The 20,289-nt window shown below is 64.9% G+C and carries 21 protein-coding genes and 1 other RNA gene; 6 read left to right on the top strand and 16 right to left on the bottom strand.

Annotation, left to right across the window (positions count from 1 at the left end):
- Positions 1–85: 85 nt before the first annotated feature.
- Complete coding sequence (locus EV663_RS01145; protein WP_132949926.1) at positions 86–826, bottom strand: YebC/PmpR family DNA-binding transcriptional regulator; 741 nt, start codon at positions 824–826, stop codon at positions 86–88.
- A 124-nt stretch (positions 827–950) separates the two neighbouring features.
- Here EV663_RS01145 and EV663_RS01140 point away from each other — a divergent pair, with 124 nt between their 5' ends.
- A complete protein-coding gene (locus tag EV663_RS01140; RefSeq protein ID WP_132949925.1) occupies positions 951–2,732 on the top strand; it encodes an SLC13 family permease in 1,782 nt (593 codons plus the stop codon).
- Positions 2,733–2,810: 78 nt separating this feature from the next.
- Here the strand turns inward: EV663_RS01140 and EV663_RS01135 are convergent, their stop codons facing one another.
- The 4 genes from EV663_RS01135 to mgtE all read right to left on the bottom strand — a co-directional run bounded on the left by EV663_RS01135 (position 2,811) and on the right by mgtE (position 7,485).
- Positions 2,811–4,589: an SLC13 family permease gene (locus tag EV663_RS01135; RefSeq protein ID WP_132949924.1), complete on the bottom strand. Its 1,779-nt coding sequence runs from the start codon at positions 4,587–4,589 to the stop codon at positions 2,811–2,813.
- An 86-nt stretch (positions 4,590–4,675) separates the two neighbouring features.
- On the bottom strand, positions 4,676–5,488 hold the full coding sequence (locus EV663_RS01130; protein WP_132949923.1) for a TIGR00282 family metallophosphoesterase: 813 nt from the start codon (positions 5,486–5,488) through the stop codon (positions 4,676–4,678).
- 63 nt (positions 5,489–5,551) lie between these two features.
- Complete coding sequence (locus EV663_RS01125) at positions 5,552–6,103, bottom strand: 5-formyltetrahydrofolate cyclo-ligase (RefSeq protein ID WP_279432530.1); 552 nt, start codon at positions 6,101–6,103, stop codon at positions 5,552–5,554.
- Positions 6,100–7,485 carry a magnesium transporter gene (mgtE, locus tag EV663_RS01120; RefSeq protein ID WP_132949921.1) on the bottom strand — a complete coding sequence of 462 codons (1,386 nt, stop codon included), beginning with the start codon at positions 7,483–7,485 and terminating at the stop codon, positions 6,100–6,102. The genes EV663_RS01125 and mgtE overlap by 4 nt, the downstream gene beginning before the upstream one ends.
- A gap of 129 nt (positions 7,486–7,614) precedes the next feature.
- On the opposite strand from mgtE, the gene guaD reads away from it, so the two are divergent.
- Positions 7,615–8,961, top strand: a complete 1,347-nt coding sequence (guaD, locus tag EV663_RS01115) for a guanine deaminase (protein WP_132949920.1) — start codon at positions 7,615–7,617, stop codon at positions 8,959–8,961.
- Here guaD and EV663_RS01110 read toward each other — a convergent pair.
- Together EV663_RS01110 and EV663_RS01105 are read right to left on the bottom strand one after the other, a co-directional pair.
- Positions 8,958–9,761 carry an inositol monophosphatase family protein gene (locus EV663_RS01110; RefSeq protein WP_132949919.1) on the bottom strand — a complete coding sequence of 268 codons (804 nt, stop codon included), beginning with the start codon at positions 9,759–9,761 and terminating at the stop codon, positions 8,958–8,960. The genes guaD and EV663_RS01110 overlap by 4 nt on opposite strands.
- A gap of 72 nt (positions 9,762–9,833) precedes the next feature.
- The gene (locus EV663_RS01105; RefSeq protein ID WP_132949918.1) at positions 9,834–10,196 is read right to left on the bottom strand and encodes a helix-turn-helix domain-containing protein; all 363 of its coding nucleotides are present in this window, start codon (positions 10,194–10,196) and stop codon (positions 9,834–9,836) included.
- Positions 10,197–10,519: 323 nt separating this feature from the next.
- Here EV663_RS01105 and EV663_RS01100 point away from each other — a divergent pair, with 323 nt between their 5' ends.
- Positions 10,520–11,491 (top strand): NADPH:quinone oxidoreductase family protein, encoded by a 972-nt coding sequence (locus tag EV663_RS01100; protein ID WP_132949917.1) that lies wholly within the window; start codon positions 10,520–10,522, stop codon positions 11,489–11,491.
- Here the strand turns inward: EV663_RS01100 and EV663_RS01095 are convergent.
- The gene (locus EV663_RS01095) at positions 11,479–12,330 is read right to left on the bottom strand and encodes a LysR family transcriptional regulator (protein ID WP_132949916.1); all 852 of its coding nucleotides are present in this window, start codon (positions 12,328–12,330) and stop codon (positions 11,479–11,481) included. The two genes, EV663_RS01100 and EV663_RS01095, sit on opposite strands and share 13 nt — an antisense overlap.
- Positions 12,331–12,454: 124 nt before the next feature.
- Between EV663_RS01095 and EV663_RS01090 the strand changes: the two genes are divergently transcribed.
- Both EV663_RS01090 and EV663_RS01085 read left to right on the top strand, forming a co-directional pair.
- Positions 12,455–12,673 (top strand): YjiS-like domain-containing protein, encoded by a 219-nt coding sequence (locus EV663_RS01090; RefSeq protein WP_132949915.1) that lies wholly within the window; start codon positions 12,455–12,457, stop codon positions 12,671–12,673.
- Positions 12,674–12,836: 163 nt separating this feature from the next.
- Positions 12,837–13,583 (top strand): Bax inhibitor-1/YccA family protein, encoded by a 747-nt coding sequence (locus EV663_RS01085; RefSeq protein WP_132949914.1) that lies wholly within the window; start codon positions 12,837–12,839, stop codon positions 13,581–13,583.
- A gap of 208 nt (positions 13,584–13,791) precedes the next feature.
- Here the strand turns inward: EV663_RS01085 and rpmG are convergent, their stop codons facing one another.
- The 7 genes from rpmG to gatC all read right to left on the bottom strand — a co-directional run bounded on the left by rpmG (position 13,792) and on the right by gatC (position 18,438).
- Positions 13,792–13,959 carry a 50S ribosomal protein L33 gene (gene rpmG, locus EV663_RS01080; RefSeq protein ID WP_008233681.1) on the bottom strand — a complete coding sequence of 56 codons (168 nt, stop codon included), beginning with the start codon at positions 13,957–13,959 and terminating at the stop codon, positions 13,792–13,794.
- 97 nt (positions 13,960–14,056) lie between these two features.
- Positions 14,057–14,773 carry a DUF533 domain-containing protein gene (locus tag EV663_RS01075; RefSeq protein WP_132949913.1) on the bottom strand — a complete coding sequence of 239 codons (717 nt, stop codon included), beginning with the start codon at positions 14,771–14,773 and terminating at the stop codon, positions 14,057–14,059.
- Between the two features lie 97 nt (positions 14,774–14,870).
- An RNA gene (rnpB, locus tag EV663_RS01070) (RNase P RNA component class A) lies at positions 14,871–15,242 on the bottom strand.
- A gap of 11 nt (positions 15,243–15,253) precedes the next feature.
- On the bottom strand, positions 15,254–15,943 hold the full coding sequence (locus tag EV663_RS01065; protein ID WP_243697843.1) for an N-acetylmuramoyl-L-alanine amidase: 690 nt from the start codon (positions 15,941–15,943) through the stop codon (positions 15,254–15,256).
- A gap of 4 nt (positions 15,944–15,947) precedes the next feature.
- Entirely contained in the window at positions 15,948–16,610 is a 663-nt protein-coding gene (locus EV663_RS01060; protein WP_132949912.1) for a hypothetical protein, read from the bottom strand.
- Between the two features lie 47 nt (positions 16,611–16,657).
- Positions 16,658–18,145: an Asp-tRNA(Asn)/Glu-tRNA(Gln) amidotransferase subunit GatA gene (gene gatA / locus EV663_RS01055; protein ID WP_132949911.1), complete on the bottom strand. Its 1,488-nt coding sequence runs from the start codon at positions 18,143–18,145 to the stop codon at positions 16,658–16,660.
- Between the two features lie 5 nt (positions 18,146–18,150).
- Complete coding sequence (gene gatC, locus EV663_RS01050; RefSeq protein ID WP_132949910.1) at positions 18,151–18,438, bottom strand: Asp-tRNA(Asn)/Glu-tRNA(Gln) amidotransferase subunit GatC; 288 nt, start codon at positions 18,436–18,438, stop codon at positions 18,151–18,153.
- 185 nt (positions 18,439–18,623) lie between these two features.
- On the opposite strand from gatC, the gene purU reads away from it, so the two are divergent.
- On the top strand, positions 18,624–19,484 hold the full coding sequence (gene purU / locus EV663_RS01045) for a formyltetrahydrofolate deformylase (protein WP_132949909.1): 861 nt from the start codon (positions 18,624–18,626) through the stop codon (positions 19,482–19,484).
- A 112-nt stretch (positions 19,485–19,596) separates the two neighbouring features.
- On the opposite strand, the gene EV663_RS01040 is transcribed toward purU, so the two are convergent.
- Positions 19,597–20,247 (bottom strand): ceramidase domain-containing protein, encoded by a 651-nt coding sequence (locus tag EV663_RS01040; protein WP_132949908.1) that lies wholly within the window; start codon positions 20,245–20,247, stop codon positions 19,597–19,599.
- Positions 20,248–20,289 lie beyond the last annotated feature (42 nt).

Raw genomic sequence — 20,289 nt, 5'->3', positions numbered from 1 at the left:
CAAGCGCAGCCCGGACGCAAGGGGCCATGGACAATATCCCGCCAAACAGTGCGCGCGTTCACCCCCGCGCGGGCTCAAGGCTGGCTCAAAGCTGGGCGAGAACCTCGTCACTGGCCTCGAAATTGGTGGTCACGCGCTGCACGTCATCGTCATCCTCCAGCGCATCGACCAGCTTCATCAGCTTTTGCATGGCTTCGAGGTCAAGCTCGGTGGTCGTCGAGGGCTTCCAGATCAACCGGGTCGACTCGCTCTCGCCCAGTTCGGCCTCCAGCGCGGTCGAGACCTCGTTGAGGTCGGTATCGGCGCAATAGACGGTGTGACCGTCCTCGGAACTTTCCACATCTTCCGCGCCCGCCTCGATCGCGGCCAACATCACCGTGTCCGGATCGCCCGCCGAGGCCGGATAGACGATCTCTCCCTTGCGCTCGAACATGAAGGCAACAGAGCCGGTCTCGCCTAGGTTGCCGCCATTCTTGGTGAAGGTCGAACGCACGTTGGACGCGGTGCGGTTGCGGTTGTCGGTCATCGCCTCGACAATCACCGCAACCCCGTTCGGCCCGTAGCCTTCGTAACGGATTTCCTCATAGGCCTCGCCCTCGCCTCCGGTCGCCTTCTTGATGGCGCGTTCGATATTGTCCTTGGGCATCGAACTGGCCTTGGCTTCCTTGATCGCCAACCGCAGGCGCGGATTCTTGTCGGGATCGGGGTCTCCCATCTTGGCCGCGACGGTGATCTCCTTGCTGAGCTTGGAGAACAGCTTGGAGCGCGCCGCATCCTGACGGCCCTTGCGGTGCTGGATATTCGCCCATTTGGAATGGCCTGCCATGGAACCCTCTTTGACGGCTGAAATCGACGGGGGTCTCTATATGTCAGGGCCACCCGCCCCCGCAAGCCCGCGCGCCGTTGCAATTGCCGCGCCGATCCGCTTGGCTGGGGCGGGAGGCCCGCCCATGACCCACGACCAGATCATCCTGTTCGCGCTGTTCGGCGCCGTCTTTGCCGCACTGCTGTGGGGCCGGTGGCGCTATGACCTGGTGGCCTTTACCGCGCTTCTGGTGGCCGTCGTGCTGGGCGTGTTGCCGGCGGCCGACGCGTTCGCCGGCTTCGGGCACCCGGCCACGCTGGTGGTGGCACTGGTGCTGATCGTGTCGGCGGGGCTGGTGCGGTCCGGCGCGGTCTACCTGATCACCCGCACGCTGGTGGACAGCGCCCGGGGCCTGGGCAGCCATATCGCGATCATGGGGGGGATCGGCGGGGTCCTGTCGGCCTTCATGAACAACGTGGCGGCACTGGCGCTGCTGATGCCGGTGGACATCGCCACCGCGCGCAAGGCGGGGCGCGCACCGGGCCTGTCCCTGATGCCGCTGGCCTTTGCCACGATCCTGGGCGGCATGGTCACGCTGATCGGCACGCCGCCCAACATCATCATTTCCGGCATCCGCGAGGACAGCCTGGGCGCCCCGTTCAAGATGTTCGACTTCGCCCCGGTGGGCGGGGCGGCAGCCCTGGCCGGGCTGGTCTTCGTGGCGCTGATCGGCTGGCGGCTGATCCCGCGAGGCGAACACATCACCCATGCCAAGGACCCGATGGCGGAATTCGCGCAGTATATCGCCGAACTGACCGTGCCGGCGGAGTCCAGGCTGATCGGCCAGAGGCTGGGCGACCTCGACGATCAGGCCGAAAAGGACGATGTCGCGATCCTGGGCCTGGTACGAGACGGCAAACGCCGCTACGGGCCACAACGGGCGACGCCGCTCAGGGCGGGCGATGCGCTGGTCATAGAGGCCACGCCCGACGCGCTGGACGAGTTCCGCAACGCGATGTCACTCGATTTCGTCGATCGCGAGGGCGCAGAGAAACTGCGCGCCGAGGCGGCCGGCCTGTCCATCGTCGAGGTGGTCGTGCCCGACCAGTCGCGCATTACCGGAAAGACTGCGCAATCCATCGGGCTGGCCTGGCGCCAACGCACGGTACTACTGGGCATATCCCGCAAGGGCAGACCGATCCGCCAGCAGATTCGCAAAACCCGCATCCGCCCGGGCGATATCCTCTTGTTGCTGACACCAGAGGATACGGCGCATGACGTGGTCGACTGGCTGGGCTGCCTGACACTTGCCGATCGCGGCCTGGCCGTGACCGATACGCGCAAGACTTGGATCGCGGTGGGCCTGTTTGTGGCCGCGGTGGCGGCGGCCAGTCTCGGTATCGTCTACCTGCCGATTGCACTCGGGCTGGTGGTGGTGGGGTATATGGCATTCCGCATCCTGCCGCTCTCCGAGGTCTATGACCATGTGGAATGGCCGGTTGTGGTCCTGTTGGGCTCGATGATCCCGCTTGGCACCGCGCTGGATGCCTCGGGCGGGACGCAACTGATCGCCAACAGCCTCGTCGCACTCACCGCGGGCTGGCCCGCATGGGCGATCCTGACGGTGCTTATGGTGGTGACGATGACGCTGTCGGACGTGCTCAACAACACCGCCACCACCGTGGTCGCCGCCCCGGTCGGCATCCAGATGGCCCAAGGCCTCGGCGTCGATCCCGATCCCTTCCTCATGGCGGTGGCGGTCGCGGCCTCCTGTGCCTTTCTCACGCCCATCGGCCACAAGAACAACACCCTGATCCTGGGGCCCGGCGGATATCGTTTCGGCGATTACTGGCGCATGGGGCTGCCGCTCGAACTCCTGGTCGTCGCGGTCTCGGTGCCCGCTATCCTGGTCTTCTGGCCCTTGTAAACCGGCCCTGCGCTTCTTCTTGGCCCAAATACCCAGATCCCGGCCTCGCCCTACGGTCCGGCACCGGTAAGAGGCGCTTCACAGCGGCCAGAAAAGCGGGATGAGCGCCGAGGCCAGAATCCCGACGCTCAGGTTCAACGGGATGCCCACACGCATGAAATCGACAAAACGATAACCGCCCGGCCCATAGACCATCATGTTGGTCTGATAGCCGATCGGCGTTGCGAAACTGGCCGAGGCCGCCACCATCACCGCCACCACCAGCGGCCTGGGATCGACCCCCAGGGCCTGGGCCAGCCCGATGGCCACAGGCGTAACGACCACGGCCACCGCGTTGTTCGACACCAGCTCGGTCAAGACCGAGGTCAGCAGGTAGATCGCCCAGACGATGAAAAACGGCGGCAAACCGTCCAGCGCGGGCGCGGCCGCATCAACGATCAGCCGCACCGCGCCCGAGGCTTCCAGCGCCGCCCCCACCGTCAGCATCGAAAAGATCAGTGCCAGCAGCCGTCCGTCGACAAAGGAAAATGCCTCTTCAGCATCCACGCAGCGCGTCAACAGAACCAAGGCCACCGCGAGAACCGCCAGCATCAGGATCGGTGCCACGCCCAGCGCGGCCAGAGCCACGATCCCGAACAGCGCTACGATCGCGATCGGCGCGTGCTTGCGCCGGTAGGCCCGGCCCGAGGGCTGCGAGATATCGACCAGGCCCATATCCGCGGCCAGACGCTTGATATCGGCCGGCGCCCCCTCCAGCAACAACGTGTCGCCCACCCGCACGACGAGATCGTCCAGCTTTTGCCCGATATTCTGGTTACGCCGATGCGCGGCCAGCGTGTAGACGCCATATCTGCGGCGCAGGCGAAGCGTGCCCAGCGTCTGGCCGATCATCTTGCAGCCCGGCGAGATCAGCACCTCGACCGTCGAGGTTTCAACCGCCGAGACCTGGTCGACGCGTCGCAAGCTCTTGTCGCGTTGCAACGACAGCAACTCGGTCATCTGGGTACGCAGGACAACCCGATCGCCAACCTGGAGCGTGACCCCTGCAAGGTCGCGGCGCAGCGATTCATTGCCCCGGATCACGTCGATCAGGCGCACGCCCTCGCGCTTGAACAGTTGCACGCCCAGAACCTCCCGACCGATGAGGTTGCTGTCGGGCGGGATCACCGCCTCGGTAAAGAATTTCATCTTGGACTTGTCGGATAACAGGTTCGCCATGCTGTCGCGGTCGGGTAACAGGCGCGGGCCGAACAGGCGCAGGTAGATCATTCCCCAGGCCACGAGGATCACCGCCAGGGGCGTGACCTCGAAGATGGTAAAAGGCGCCAGCCCGTAGGCGCGCGCCACCCCGTCGACCAGAAGGTTGGTCGAGGTGCCGATCAGCGTCAGCGTCCCGCCAAGAATCGCCCCGTAGCTCAGCGGGATCAGAAGCTTGGAGGCCGAAACCCCGAGGCTGCGCGACAATTGCACGAAAACAGGGATCATCACCACCACGACGGGCGTGTTCGACACCACCGCCGAGGCGCCGATGACAAAGGCCATCAATCCCGCGATCGCCCGGCGGGGGCTGCGGCGCACATTGCGCTCTGCCGCCTGCGTCACCCAATCCAGCGCGCCGGTGCGCACCAATGCCCCCATGACCAAGAACATCGCCGCGATGGTCCACGGAGCGGGGTTGGACAGAACCTCAAGCGCCCGCTCATAGGGCAAGATGCCGAGCACCAGCATCACCGTCGCCCCCGACAGCGCGATCACCTCGGCAGGGTAACGTTCGCGCACGAAGAGGACGAACATCACGGCCACGACAACAAGCGACATGATCGCCATGCCGGTTTCCGAAAGGGGCAATGAGATCATCGGCGGGCCCTTGGGTTTCCGTCAGACGGCATCTTTACCTTCGCTCGAAGGGGGCACAAGCGAACAGTTCACGCAAGCCACAGGTTTCAGGGGCCTGCCTGCTCTAGCCGTCCACCCTGGCGCACCATGGCTATGCGGGTGGCCCGCCCGGTGCGGTCGTCGGTCTCGACATAGACCCCCGACAGTGTCGCCTCGCCCATCGCGGGGGTAAAGCGCCCCTTGGACATGCCGGTGACAAAGCGGCGCATCGGTTCGGCCTTGTCCATGCCGATGACGGAGTCGTAATCGCCGCACATCCCCGCATCGGTCAGATAGCCCGTGCCGCCGGACAGGATCTGGGCATCGCCCGTGGGCACATGGGTATGGGTGCCGACCACCAGGCTGGCACGACCGTCACAGAAATGACCCATCGCCATCTTTTCCGAGGTGGCCTCGCAATGCATGTCGACGATCGCGGCCTGGGCCAGCCCGCCCAGCGGATGCGCCCTTAGCACCTGGTCCATCGCGGAGAACGGATCGTCAAAGGGCCGCTTCATGAAAACCTGCCCCAGGACCTGCGTCACCAGCACCTTGCGCCCGCTCGTGGCCGCGAACAGGCGCCCCCCACTGCCCGGCGCGCCCTTGGCATAGTTCAGCGGGCGCAGGATGCGCGGTTCCTTGTCGATGAAGGACAGCATGTCCTTCTGATCAAAGGCATGATCGCCGAGTGTCACGCAATCGGCCCCCGCCGCCAGGATTGCCTGAGCATGGGCCGGCGTCAGCCCCGCGCCCGACGTGGCGTTTTCGCCGTTGACCACGACGAAATCGAGCCCCCATTCCGCGCGCAGGCGCGGCAGGTGCTCTGCCACTGCGACCCGGCCCGCGCGGCCCATCACATCACCGAGAAACATCATTTTCATGAGATGCAGGCCTAGGCCGCGACGCGGACGCTGGCAAGAGGAAGCTGTCTGTTTCCGTGTCGCTCAGAACGCGATCACCCCCTCCTCGGTCACGATCGCATCCAGCGGCTGATCGGTCGGTTCCGAGGGAAGGTGCGGCAATTCCTGCGCCGCATAGGCCAGGCCCACCGCCAGAACCGGACCACGCGACCGCAGTTGGGCCAGCGTGCGGTCATAGAACCCGCCGCCATAGCCCAGCCGCGCGCCGGTCCTGTCAAAGGCCAATAACGGCACGATCAACACCTCGGGCACGATGTCTTGCCCCTCGACGGGCACCTCGACGCCAAAAGGCCCGGCGACCGTGGCACAGCCGGGCGTCCAGCGTCGGAATCGCAGTGGCTTCGCCGCTGCCTCGATCACCGGCAGGGCAACGACGCCGCAAGCGGAAAGTTTGACCATTGCCGGACGCGGGTCCAGTTCGGTGCGTATCGGCATGTAACCCGCCATGGGCCGACCCAGGCTGGGGCCCAGGTGATCGATCAGCCGCGCACAGGCCGCCGCCCCCCGCACCCCACCATGCGCCGCAGCGCGGCGTTCCCGTGCCATGCGCCTCAGCGCTGCCTTTTCCGCGCTCACAACAAAACCACCGAGGCCAACCCGAGAAAGGCAAAGAAGCCGACCACGTCGGTAACCGTGGTCACGAATGTTCCAGAGGCCAGGGCGGGATCGACCCCAAGCCGGTCCAGCGTCACGGGAATCAGGATACCCGCCAGCGCCGCGACCCCAAGGTTGATCACCATTGCCGCCGCGATCACCCCACCGAGCGCCGCCGAACCGAACCAGACCAGGCCCACGCACCCCATAACAAGTGCAAATATCGCACCGTTGATCAGGCCCACCGCTACCTCGCGCCGGACCACGCGCCAGACATTCGATCCGGTCAAGTCCTTGGTGGCCAGCGCGCGTACCGCGACGGTCAACGACTGTGTGCCCGCATTGCCCCCCATCGAGGCGATGATCGGCATCAACACGGCCAGGGCCACCACCTGCGCGATGGCGCCTTCGAACTGGGCGATGACCAGCGAAGCGACGATCGCCGTCATCAGGTTGACGAACAGCCAGGGAAACCGCTGGCGCGTGGTTTCGACGACGCGGTCCGACAGGCTGCTTTCACCGACACCGGCCAGGCGCAGGATGTCTTCCTCGTGTTCTTCGTCCAGCACGTTCATCGCGTCGTCGATGGTGACCACACCGACCAGCCGCCCGGCATCGTCCACAACCGGCGCCGAGATCAGGTGATACTGGTTGAATGCATAGGCCACCTCGGATTCGGGCTGGGTAACCGGGATCGTGCGGAAACTGTCCTCGAACAATTCGCTCAGCCGGACCGACCTGCGCGAGGACAAGAGCTTGCCTAGCGTCACATAACCCACCGGGCGCATTCCCGGATCGACCACGATCACGTGATAGAACTGGTCTGGCAACGCCTCTTCGTTGGCGCGCAGGTGATCGATGGCCTCGCCAACGGTCCAGTGTTCGGGCGCGCGTACCACTTCGCGCTGCATCAGGCGGCCGGCCGAGAACTCGGGATAGGTCAGCGCCTGTTCCACTGCGACCCGATCGGCGGTTTCCAGCGCGCCGAGGATCACTTCTTGCTGGGGTGCGCCAAGGTCCTCAAGAAGGTCGACAACATCGTCCGAGTCGAGATCGCGCACAGCCTCGGCGAGGACATCGCTCGGCATGAAGGAAATGACTTCCTCGCGCAGGCTTTCGTCAAGCTCGCTCAGGATTGCGCCGTCAAAGAACCCCGCCCCCAAAAGCAGGATCTCGCGCCGGTGCCCGCTATCGATCTGTTCCAGCAAGTCAGCGATATCGGCCGGGTGCAACGGCTCCAGCAAGGCGCCCAACCGCGTCCGGTCTCCCGCGGCCACGGCCAGCCGGATCGCGGCCACGGTACGACTGTCCAGCGCGTAGCCCTCGTCCTCGGGGATGGTTTGCTCGATCGCTGTTTCGTTCATGTCCGCCTCGGCCTCCGCTTCGGTGGCAACATAGCCAAAGCCGTGCCGGCACAACAGCCCGCAAGGACGATTTACGCCACCGCCGCCGGGGCCTAGTCTGCCTGCAAGGCAGCGCCAAGAGGGATGAGAATGGACCGGCAGGAACTGATCCTGGGACAGGTGCTGTCCTTTCATGGAGACCCGATCACCGAGGGCGTGGCGGCCGCGCGGATCGAGAGGCAGGGTTCGGTGCTGATCTCGGGTGGACGCATCATCGGGCACGGGCCTGCCGCGGCGCTGCGCGCGGCCCATCCCGATGCGCGGCTAACGGATATGAGCGGGCACCTGATCTCGGCCGGGTTCGTGGATGCACATGCCCACATGCCGCAAACCGCAATCATTGCAAGTTGGGGCAAACGACTAATCGACTGGCTGAACGACTATACCTTTCCCGAGGAAATGCGCTTTGGCGATCGGGCCTATGCCGAAGAGATCGCCAACCGCTATCTCGACCTGCTGCTGGCCCATGGCACGACCAGCGTGGCAAGCTTCTGCACCACCCACCCGGCCAGTGTCGAGGCCCTGTTCGCCGCCGCCGAGGCGCGCGGGATGCGTGTGGCGGGCGGCAAGACCTGCATGGACCGCAACGCGCCCGAGGGGCTGATCGATACCGCCCAGCGCGCCCATGAAGAAAGCGCCGCGCTGATCGCGCGTTGGCACAAAAGGGGACGGGCCATCTATGCGATCACGCCCCGCTTTGCCCCGACCTCTACGCCCGAACAGCTAGAGGCACTGGGCGCGCTCTGGGCCGCCCATCCCGACTGCCTGATGCAGACGCACCTATGCGAACAGCTGGAGGAGCTGGACTGGGTGCGCGCCCTCTATCCGCAGGCGCGCGATTACCTTGATGTCTACGAACGTGCGGGGCTGACCGGGCCGGGCGCGCTGTTTGGCCATGCCATCCACCTGACGGGCCGCGAGCGGCAGCATCTGCGCGAAAGCGGATCGTCGCTGATCCATTGCCCGACCTCGAACACCTTCATCGGCTCGGGCCTGTTCGACATGGCCGGGCTTGCCGCCGATGGCCAGCGGATCGGGCTGGCCACCGATACCGGGGGCGGGTCGTCCTTTTCCATGCTGCGCACCATGGCGGCGGCCTACGAGATCGCGCAATTGCGCGGCGCGGCCTTGCACCCGGCCGAACTGTGGTGGCTGGCAACGGCGGGGTCTGCCCGCGCGCTGGGTCTGGGCGACAGGATCGGCAACATCGCGCCGGGAATGGAGGCCGACCTGGTGGCCATAGACCTGGCCTCGACGCCGGCCATCGCCCAGCGCAGCGCGCGCGCCAACGAGCTATGGGAGGCGATCTTTCCAACCATCATGATGGGCGACGACCGTGCCATTGCCGCCGTCTGGGTCGACGGCCATCGACGGCAAATCCCACCCAAGGGAAACGAAACCGTTAGCGGGTCCGATATCGGCCTGCCGCCGGCCTAGAGATGCGCCGCGCGCAACACCTCTAGGGCCTCGGCATGGATATCGGCATTGGCCGCCGCGATGACCCGCCCGCCGCGATGCGCGCGTCCACCTTGCCAATCGGTGACGATGCCGCCCGCGGCTTCGATGACCGCGATTGGCGCGTGGATGTCATAGGGGTGCAGCCCCGCCTCGACGACGAGATCGATCTGGCCCAGCGCCACCAGCGCGTAGGCATAGCAATCCAGGCCATAGCGCGTCAGCCGCGCGCGGGCGGATAACGCGCCAAAGGCCGCGCCTTCGGCCGGGGTGCCGACCTCGGGAAACGTGGTGAACAGAACCGCCTCTGACAGCGGCCGCGGCGCGCGCGCGCGCAGCGCGCAGGCGCCGCGCGGTCCGCTCAAGCGGGCCCGGCCCAACCCGCCCTCGAATCGCTCGCCGATATAGGGCTGGTCTATGATACCGAAAAGCGGCCCACCCGCATCCGAGACCGCCACCAGCACACCCCAGGTCGGCGTACCCGACAGGAATCCACGCGTCCCGTCGATCGGGTCCAGCACCCAGGTCAGCCCGCTTTGACCTGCGACAGTACCCATTTCCTCGCCCAACACCCCGTCCTCGGGGCGCCGCTCGGCAAGGATCTCGCGCATCACCGCCTCAGCCTGTCGATCGGCGGCGGTGACCGGGTCGAATCCGGCCGCGCCCTTGTCCTCGACCCCCAGGCGGGCCGTGCGGAAATGGGCCAGCGTGGCATGACGCGCGGCATCTGCCAGGGCGTGGGCCGTGGCAATCAGGCTTTCAGAGTCGGGATGGGATCGCATGGGGCCTCCGGTCGGGTGAGCGGGATTGCCCGCCCGGTAGCCCCGCCCGGCCCCCGCCGTCAAGCGATGCTCTCAGGCATCCGAGAGCACGCGGGCCAGTTCGAACAGCCGACGGCGCTGATTCTCGGGAATCGCGTAATAGGACCGGACCAGCTCCAGCGCTTCCTTGTCGCTGAGAATATCGTCCTGAACGCTTGTGCCGGCTGCACGCCCCTTGTCGTCCAGCCCCTCGAAGAAAAAGCTGACCGGCACATCCAACGCCTCGGAGATATCCCAAAGCCGCGACGCGCTTACTCGGTTCATGCCGGTTTCGTATTTCTGAATTTGCTGGAACTTGATACCGACGCGTGCCGCCAGTTGCTGCTGGGTCATGCCCACCATCCAGCGACGATGACGAATCCGCTTGCCGACATGCACATCCACGGGGTGTTTCATCTTTGAACTCCTCCTGTCGGACGTATGTGAGCAAATAGCGTGCCAACCGCACCAGACACGTCACCATCGATCGAAATTTGAAATGAAACCCTTTGTTTTATATTATTATTTCAAAAATCATCGCAAAAGGACAGATTTCAGAAACAGAAAAATCGGCCGAGTCGCGCGCACGCCCGGGTTGCATAGCGCAAAAATCCGCCGATGCGCATTGCATTTTGCAAAGCCACCCTGCGCAAATTCGATGCAATTCACCAAACTCTCCCGTCTGGCATCCCGGCTGGGCCGGGGCTAGGGTGGCGGGCGAAACGATACCCGAGGACCACGTGAAGCGTTTCCAGATCCCCGCCTATGGCAGCCCCCCGACCCTGGTCGAAACCCCCACACCCATCCCGGGGCCCCGCGAGGTCAGGTTACGGATCGCAGCGTGCGGGCTGAATTTTGCCGATTTGCTGATGATCGAGGGCAAGTACCAGGAACGCCCGCCCCTGCCCGTGACCCTTGGCATGGAACTGGCCGGCACGGTCGAGGCCGTGGGACCCGAAGTGGATGCCGAGCTGACCGGGCGGCGCGTTGCGGTCTTTGCCGGATCGGGAGGGCTGGCCGAACAGGGCTGTTTCCCGGCCGCCCGCTGCGTCCCGCTGCCCGAGGCAATGACCTTTGCAGACGCCGCCGCCTTTCAGGTGGCCTACGGTACCTCCCATGTTGCACTGGACCACAAGGCGCGCCTGCAAGCAGGCGAGACACTCCTGGTGCTGGGCGCTGCGGGTGGCGTCGGGCTGACCGCGGTGGAGATCGGCAAACGCATGGGCGCGCGGGTCATCGCCTGTGCTCGCGGGGCCGAACGGCTTGCGGTGGCTGAACGCGCCGGGGCCGATCACCTGATCGACACCGACCACGCGGATTTGCGCGATGCCGTTCTGGCGCTTGGGGGCGCGGATGTCGTCTATGACCCGGTGGGAGGCGATCAGTTCACCGCCGCGATGCGCGCCTGCAATCCAGAGGCACGGATCCTCGTCATCGGCTTTGCCAGCGGCGATGCCCCCCGGATCAAGGCGAATCACCTGCTGGTCAAGAACCTTACCGTGATGGGGCTTTACTGGGGCGGCTACCTGGCCTTCCGCCCCGAGGTGCTAACCGACAGCCTTGCGACGCTGTTTCAATGGTATGACGAGGGCCTGTTGCGCCCCCATGTCAGCCATACCCTGCCGCTGGAGCGTTCAGCCGAAGGGCTTGACTTGCTGAGAACTCGCAAGGCGACGGGCAAGGTCGTGATCTGCATGGATCAGCCCGCATAGGCCTGGCGGATCAGGGCGGCCAACTCATCCGCGACCGGCCCGCCCGAAACCTCAGAGACGTAAAGGTTGATCCTGGTCGTCGTCAGATCCGGCAGGGCCCCGCCGTGTTGGATACGCTCGACATAGGGCGGTTCGGTCCCCTCGACCACCGTATGCACGGCCAGGTCCGCGCTGACGCTGGCTTCGATGGTGCGGGTTGATTCGCTTTCGACTGCCATTTCCCACGGGATGCCGGCGCGGTCCAGCGCCGCCTGCACCCGCTTGCGAAAGATGCAGTTATGTTCATAAGCCAGCCGCAGCGGCCGCGATTTCCACGCCTGCCCGCCGATCGCGCCAACCCAGATCAAAGAGCGTTCGGTCAGCGTCTCGCCGCCCGGCCCCACCGAATCCTCGGTGCCCAGCACGATATCGGCCTCGCCACGGGCGAACTGTTCGCGCAACCGCGTGGTGAAAGACGACAAAAGCTGCACCTTCACCCGCGGATATTCCGCGGCGAACCGGTTCAGAACCCTCGGGATTTCCGGGTAGACGATGTCGTGCGGCACGCCCAGCACGATCTCGCCCTCGTATTCCTGCGCCGTCAGGCGGGCAAAGACCTCGTCATTCAGCGCGAGCAGGCGGCGCGCATAGCCCAATAGCTGTTCGCCGGCGCCCGTCAGTACCAACTTGCGCCCCGCCCGGTCGAAAAGCGCCAGTCCAAGGGCTTCCTCCAGGCGCTTGATCTGCATCGAAACCGCAGATTGCGTGAGGTTTAGAAAACCCGCCGCTCGCGTGACCCCGTCGGCCTCAGCAACCGCCACGAAAGAGCGCAGAGCGGTCATGTCCAGGTTGCGCGGCATATCACCATTCCTGATTCAAAATATCATTATCATTCACTTGAAGAATAAAGCACGGCACGGCATATAGATCAAGAACGCTGATGGTACACACAAGACCCATCAAGATAGCAAAAGAGGTATTCCCATGGCGCATATCACCGCGAATATCCGCCTCCACGCCCATTCCCTGCTGCCGGGTGCCCTGCCCCGGCGCATCTTGGCCGCATTCAGCGTTGCGCGCCAACGCCGCCGGCTTGCCGAACTCGATGACGCGATGCTGCGCGACATCGGCCTCAGCCGTGCAGCCGCCCGCGCCGAGGCGCGGCGCCCGCTCTGGGACGTGCCATCGAACTGGCTGCGCTGACAGCCAGGTGGCGACCGGTTAGGCCGGGCGCGAGTTGGATAACTTTTGCGCGGGCAAACCCCGCTGATGCCTTGAAAACAGCCCCGCCCTCGCCGATATTTCGGTGCAATGGCGGGGCTGATTGTGCTTGCCCGCCGGTAATGGACCATCAAGGAGGCAGTCGATGGCTGACTACAACACGATCCGCGCCGGTCAGGCTGGTGTCCGCACCGCGCAGATTGACGAGGGGCTTCGCGCCCACATGAACAAGGTCTACGGCACCATGTCCGTGGGCATGCTGATCACCGGTCTTGCGGCCTGGGCGATCTCGGGCCTGGCAGTAACACCCGATGGCACGCTTTCGGCCCTGGGCCAGGCGATCTATGCCTCGCCGCTGAAATGGCTGATCATGTTCGCCCCGCTGATCATGGTCTTTGCCTTCGGTGCGGTGGTCAACCGCCTCTCCGCCGCTGCGGCGCAGGTCTATTTCTACGGCTTCGCCACGCTGATGGGGTTGTCGCTCAGCTCGATCTTCCTGGTGTTCACGGGCGTGTCGATCGTTCAGACCTTCCTGATCACCGCGATCGCCTTTGCCGGGCTGTCGCTGTGGGGCTACACCACGAAAAAGGACATCTCGGGCTGGGGCTCGTTCCTTATCATGGGTGTGATCGGCCTGGTCGTCGCCTCGATCGTGAACATCTTCCTTGCCTCTCCGGCGGTGATGTTCGCCATCTCGATCATCGGCGTTCTGATCTTTGCCGGGCTGACCGCCTATGACACCCAGAGGATCAAGACCGATTACATCCAGCATGCTCATGCCATGGACGGCGAATGGCTGGCGAAATCGGCGATCATGGGGGCGCTCAACCTCTATCTCGACTTCATCAACCTCTTCATGTTCCTGCTGCAGTTTCTCGGCAACCGCGAGTAATCTCGCCCAGACAGAGACCCGATCGGGGCCGGTGGCGACACCGGCCCTTTTACTTTGCGCGCCTACACCTTCTTCTTGGTCCCAATACCCCTGCCGGAGGCCCGATTTTTCGTAGAAAAATCGATCTTTTCACAATGACCGTCGGCGCACAGAAAGAAAAAGGCCGCACCAGGTGATGCGGCCTTTCGAAATCCGATGAAGGACAAGATTACTTGATCTTGCCTTCCTTGTACTCGACGTGCTTGCGCACGACAGGGTCGTATTTCTTGATCACCATCTTCTCGGTCATCGTGCGGGCGTTTTTCTTGGTCACGTAAAAATGCCCGGTGCCCGCGGTCGAGTTCAGGCGGATCTTGATGGTCGTCGGCTTCGCCATGTCTCATCTCCGTCGCGCGGGCGGCCGGTGCCGCCCGATGAATTCCATGAAGCCCGCGTTTTACCGATACCCAGCCCCGAGTCAAGCGGATATCCCGCTATGACAGAACCTGCGGCAGGCGCATCGCCTTGTGAATTCTCTGCCGTGCAGCCTGACCCAGGTGCAGTGCGGCGGCAAGCCGGTCGAGATAGGCGATCTCGGCGGGGTTAAGCACGTTGGCGGTGATGACGGACACCGCGTAGACCGCTGTTCGCTGATAGCTGCCGGTCTCTGCCACCAACGCCTCGATATCGACGGGGCGATCCATCTCGCCCTCGACATAGGCACGTTCCGCGGGGGTCGCATCGCCCAGGACCTCCATGATATGCGCGCGCTCGCCCGCGTCGATCGCGCCATCCGCCTTGGCGGCCTGGATCATCGCCCGGATCAACAGGCGTGACTGGGCCTCGAGGGTGGCACCGGGCGGCGTGCCGTCACCCATGGCGTTCAGGATATCCTTGGCATTGCCCGACCCTGCCCATTGCGCGCCCCCCAGCGCCGCCATCAGCCCGGCGATCCCCATCATCGCGCTATCGCCCGTGGCCCGCGCCTTGTCGCCCAGCCACTTGACATTGTCTTTCAGGCCATCTGCCCCGCCCGGCACCTGCATCCGCACCAGCAGCGCACCGATATGATTGCCAATATTACCGCTCGCAGCAGCCGACTTCATCGAACTGGCAAGCCCCGCACCGCCGCCCAGGCTCTGGAACTTGTCGATTCCCTTGGCCGCGGCAAAACCCACGGCCAGGCTGGCCATCGTTTTCAGAAAACTCATCGCGTCTTCCCTCTCTTCCTGGCGCGGTTGCGGGCAGGCTCGCCCACCAAGGACCAGCCTAGCCTGGCTTGGCACAGCCCCCAAGGTTCGGGATGTCGCGCGCGGACGGCCTGTAAGCCGGATTCTGTCCGGGGCTTACGCCCCTGGATGACCATTCCTCTAGGCGCACCGTTACCGATGCACGTCTAGCTGCCAACCCGGACCCCTGGGCCGAAGCCGCCCTGCGGATTGCCCGCGCGGGGTCCCTATTCGGCATTGCTCCCGGTGGGGCTTGCCGTGCCGGTCCTGTTACCAGTCCCGCGGTGGGCTCTTACCCCACCGTTTCACCCTTACCCCTGCGCACAGGGGCGGTCTGTTCTCTGTGGCGCTTTCCCTGGGGTTGCCCCCGCCGGGCGTTACCCGGCACCGTTGCTCCGTGGAGTCCGGACTTTCCTCGGACGTGACCGCCCGCGGCCATCCGGCCATCCGCGCCCATACGATCTAGGGGGCCGCGAGACCCTGGTCAACGGGAAAGCGGCGCGCAAGATCGCTCATCAAGGCCATATCGACAGAATCGAGGGGGCCGCGCATGGCGGGACGAAAGCGCTGGCGAAACGCGTCCAGCACCGCCTCGGGCGCCCACGCCATCCCGTAGCCGAACCGCGTCGCCTCCGCCGCGAAGGCTACCGCATCGGGCACAAGCCTCGGTCCTGCACTGGGCCAGACCGCCAGTCCCTGGCGGGCCAACCTCTGCCAGTCGAACCGGCGCCCAGGATCGGCCTTGCGCCCCGGCGCCATGTCGGAATGCGCGATCACCCGCGCGGGCGGGATTGCCCAACGGCGCATGATCGTCTGAAGGACGGTCTCCAGCCGTGCCATCAGGGGCGCGGCAAAAGGTGTTGCCCCGTCATTGTCCAACTCGATTCCGATCGAATGGGAATTGACATCGTCCAGCATACCCCAGCACCCAACCCCCGCATGCCAGGCTCGCCGCTCTTCACTGACCAGTTGGAAAAGCCGCCCGTCGCGCGCGATCAGGTAATGGGCCGACACCTCGGCCTCGGGGTCGCAAAGCCGCGCCAGTGCAGCGGCCATATCCACCATACCCGTGTAATGAACAACCACCATGTCGGGCCGCGCGCCGCCACGCCTGGCCCCATGATTGGGCGACGGGCGCCAGATCGCGCCCATGCGCCTAGTTCACCGCTGCCCTGAAGGGCGTGGGATCCCAATAGCACGCGAATCCATCGCCATCGGGGTCGAGCCCCAGCTTGTCGCGCTCGGGTCCGCCCGCGGACAGGAAGGCCTGTTGCGCAAGATCGGACGAGGGGTATTTCGCACAAGCCTTCTGGAACCGCGACATGCCGGTCAGCCCCCCGCGGCGATACCGCGCCTCACCCGGTGCGTTGGTGGTCGATAGCGCGTATTGCACGATATTCGGCCCCACCCCACCCTGTCGCGGCGGCAGCGGTTCAGGTTCTATAAACGTATATTGCTGGCGCTGCGCCTCGAGCCGCTCGCGATCGCTCTGGATCGTCTCGCGCGAGGCCACGGCGTCAAAACTCTGTTCGTCGGAAATGCCGGGGTTATTGACATCAATGACGGCGGTCAAAGGGTCTGCCTCAGCCCCCCGGGTCTCGCCGCTGGCCGGCAAGGGAAACGCCTCGGATAGTGCATCGGCGGATGGCACGCCTGCTTGTTGCGGCGCGCGCACGGTCATCTCGCTGGCAAGCGCGCGCTCGCGCTGTGCGGCGTAGTTGTCATAACTGCCAAACCCGACGCCTGCGGCGGAATCGGGCACCTCGGGCGAACATGCGACCAGCGCCAGCATGGCCAGCACCGGGTAAGCCTTGCGCATCGGATCGATCCTGCTCTTGTCGTTCTGCAACGATTTCGACGCGCCTTTTACCACCATTTCGACGGCTTGGAAACAAACCCGGCCGCGCGTTCCAACACCTCGGCGGTATTCAGCAGATCGCCCTCTTCCCAAGGCCGCCCGATCAGTTGCAGCCCAAGCGGCAGCCCCTTCGCGTCCAGCCCTGCGGGCACCGCGATGCCCGGCAGGCCGGCCAGGTTCACCGTCACCGTGAACACGTCGTTGAGATACATCTGCACCGGGTCGGCCTCTGCCATCTCGCCCAGGCCGAAGGCGGCGGACGGCGTGGCCGGCGTCAGGATCGCGTCGATCCCCTCGGCAAAGACGGTCTCGAAGTCGCGCTTGATCAGCGTGCGGACCTTGCGGGCGCGGTTGTAATAGGCGTCGTAGAAGCCCGCCGACAGAACGTAGGTGCCGATCATGACCCGACGTTGCACCTCCGGGCCGAACCCCTCGGCGCGGGTCTTTTCGTACATCTGCACGATGCCGTCGCCCTGGGCGAGCTTGGCGCGGTGACCATAGCGCACCCCGTCATAGCGCGCCAGGTTGCTGGACGCCTCGGCCGGGGCAATCACGTAATAGGCGGGCAGCGCGTATTTGGTATGGGGCAGCGAGATGTCGACGATCTCGGCCCCCGCATCACGCAGCATCGCGGCGCCATCGGCCCACAGCTTCTCTATCTCGGCAGGCATGCCGTCCATCCGGTATTCCCGCGGGATGCCGATCTTCTTGCCGCGAATGTCGCCGGTAATCGCGGCCTCGAAATCGGGAACGACCAGATCGGCACTGGTGGAATCCTTGGGGTCATGCCCGGCCATCGCGCCCAGCATGATCGCGGCATCGCGTACCGTCTTGGTCATCGGTCCGGCCTGGTCCAGCGACGAGGCAAAGGCCACGACCCCCCAGCGCGAGCAACGCCCATATGTGGGCTTCAGCCCCACGATGCCGGTGAACGCCGCCGGTTGCCGGATGGACCCACCCGTGTCGGTCCCGGTAGCGGCCAGGCACATATCCGCGGCCACGGCCGCAGCCGAGCCGCCCGAACTGCCGCCGGGCGTAAGCGGCGCGTCATCATCGTCGCGCCGCCAGGGATTGACCGCATTGCCGTAAACGCTGCTCTCGTTGCTGCTGCCCATCGCGAACTCGTCCATGTTCAGCTTGCCCAGCATCACTGCCCCGGCATCCCAAAGCTTCTGGGTGACGGTGGATTCATACTCGGGCCGGAACCCGTTCAGGATATGCGACGCGGCCTGGGACGGGACCTCGCGCGTGCAGAAGAGGTCCTTGATCCCCAAGGGCATACCGCACATCGCCGGCGCCTCACCCGCCGCGATCCGGGCATCCGCCGCACGCGCCTGATCAATCGCGATCTCGGGTGTCATGTGAACAAAGGCGTTCAGGGCGCCAGCGTCCTCGATTTCCGCCAGACACGCCTCGGTCAGGGCAACCGAAGTGGTCTCGGCCTTGCGCAGCGCATCGCGCGCACCGGCCAGGGTCAGCTTGGTCAGATCGCTCATCGGTCTTACTCCACCACCTTGGGCACGGCGAAAAATCCTTCGCGGGCATCGGGCGCGTTCGACAGGATCTTGCCTTGCATGCCGCCATCGGTGACGATGTCCTCGCGCCGTTTCAGACGCATCGGCGTGACCGAGGTCATCGGTTCGACGCCCTCGACATCGACCTCGTTCAACTGCTCCATGAAGGTCAGGATACCCGACAGCTCGCGCGCCAGTTCGGGCAGGTCGTCCTCTTGCACGGCGATACGGGCCAGGTGCGCCACCCGCCGCGCGGTGTCGATGTCGATGGACATGGGGCCGCCTTTTCTTGTGCCTGAAATCTCGCCCCAGCGTTTAGCCCCGCACCGGCCGCGCTGCAAGAGCACCCGCACCCGTCGCGGCCGGACCGCGGAATGCCGCAACCGGAAAGGCGCTTGAAATCCGGGCCGGGCTATCCCAAGACGGGCCGTGCCCCGATCCCAGAAAGGCAATTTTTCCGATGACCTCGACAGATTTCATCCTGACGCTGACCTGCGCAGACCAGCGCGGAATCGTGGCCACCGTCTCGAACGCGATCACCGCGCTGGGTGGCAACATCCGCGAAAGCTCTCAGTTCCGCGACACCGAAACCGGGCGGTTCTTCATGCGCGTGGCTTTCGATACCGAAACCCCGGCGGAGGCCGAAGAACTGCGCACCCGCCTTGCCCCGGTGATCAACGGCTATGACATGACCGCCGAAGTCGTCAGTGCCGACCGGCGGCCCCGGATCATCCTGATGGTTTCAAAGTTCGACCATGCCCTGCTGCACCTTCTCTACCAGATCCGCGTGGGCTGGATGCAGGCCGAGGTCGTGGCGATCGTTTCCAACCACGATGATAGCCGCCCCACCGCCGAGGCCAACGCCATCCCCTATCACCATTGGCCCGTGACAACACAGAACAAGCCCGAGCAAGAGGCCAGGCTCAAGGCGCTGGTCGAAGAAACGGGCGCCGAACTGGTGGTTCTGGCGCGCTACATGCAGGTGCTTTCCGATGACCTCAGCCGCGCGCTCGCGGGCCGGGTGATCAACATCCACCATTCGTTCCTGCCCTCCTTCAAGGGGGCCAAGCCTTATCACCAGGCTTATGAACGGGGGGTAAAGCTGATCGGCGCCACTGCGCATTACGTGACCGCCGATCTCGACGAAGGCCCGATCATCGAACAGGAAACCGAACGCGTGAACCACGCGCTATCCGCCGATGACTACGTTGCGGTCGGCCGCGACATCGAAAGCCGCGTTCTGGCCCGTGCCGTGCGGCTCCACCTGCAACGCCGGGTTCTGCCGAACGGACACAAGACCGTGGTGTTCATGCCGGGCTGATCGTCGCGCGTCACGCGCCGCCCCTGTCTTGCGCATGCTTTCATGGCAAACCGGCAGCTTCTTCTTCTTGGGAAAAATACCCATGGCCCTTCCCCTGCCGTCACGTGCGCCCTCAGGATTGGGCGCACGCGGTTTCGTGTCGGCGGTAAACCTCGATCACCCAGGCAAGCATGATCGCATTCAGGACATGCCACAGGAAATGTGTGCCCAACGGGATCGCGGCGCAAAGCGGCTCGTCCAGGCTGCGAAAGACAATCGAGACACTCAGCACGCCCGCCCCCAGGCCCAGCCCCGCGGCGGTGGCAGGCGCCCGACCGCGCAGCAAGAGGGCATGGATCCCGATCAACAGGGCAACCGGCGCATATCCGGCCGAGCTGCCCAAGCCGGGCAACATCCCGAAGAGCGGCGCAAGCACCGCCGCATAGGGCAGAAAGGCCGCGCTCAAGGTCAGCGCGGACCAGCGCCCCAACCCCCAGAAGCGCCGATGCGCCACGTACAGGTAAAGCAGGATGAAACCCAGAATCGGCAGCACATCGGCCAACCCCGCCACAGCGTTGGCCAGGCTGTGAAACAGGAAGCTGCCGATACCGATCAGCCCCAGCACCACGCAAAGCGCGCGCGCCATAGGCATCCCGGCCACGCGCGGCCACATCACCGCGGCTGCCACCAGGAACGCGGCATTTGTCAAGGCATTGACCGGCTCGGCCCAGAAAGATGGGTCGCTGCGTTCGCAATAGGCATCGATCGGGCGCATCCAGTCCATGGCAATCGCGCTGCTCCTTGCTATGCTCCGACAGAGGTTCAG

The organism is Rhodovulum bhavnagarense, from assembly GCF_004343505.1.
GTDB lineage: Bacteria > Pseudomonadota > Alphaproteobacteria > Rhodobacterales > Rhodobacteraceae > Rhodovulum > Rhodovulum bhavnagarense.
Note: the sequence above shows the minus strand (reverse complement) of the source record. Positions and strands in the feature narration are given on the sequence as shown.